The organism is Salifodinibacter halophilus, assembly GCA_012999515.1.
GTDB lineage: Bacteria > Pseudomonadota > Gammaproteobacteria > Nevskiales > Salinisphaeraceae > Salifodinibacter > Salifodinibacter halophilus.
Genome location: JABEEB010000321.1, coordinates 1 through 265 on the forward strand (window position 1 = coordinate 1; position 265 = coordinate 265).

Below are 265 nucleotides of genomic sequence, written 5' to 3' on the forward strand. Positions count from 1 at the left end.
GCGGTAGTTGTACATCCACTGGCTGTAGTCGGTGCTGTCCTGCTCGCGCAGGAACGCTTCGCCGATCGCTTTCTCCTGGCCGCGCACGCGCACCGCCAGGCCGGGGTTGGCGACGCCGCCGGCGATCAGCTCGGCGACGAACTCCGCCGCGCCTTCGGTCAGCGACATCAGCCGCACGTTGCCGCGCGGGTCTCCCGGCGGCAATTCCAGCGCGGCAGCGGGCTGCTGGATGTGGGCGTACTCGTGCGCGATCACCCGCACGAAG

Annotated in this window: 1 protein-coding gene; it reads right to left on the minus strand. The window is 70.2% G+C overall.

Annotated elements, in window-relative coordinates; genetic code table 11:
• The coding region (locus HKX41_11860) for a lytic murein transglycosylase (protein NNC24829.1) at positions 1-265 on the minus strand (265 nt) is incomplete at both ends.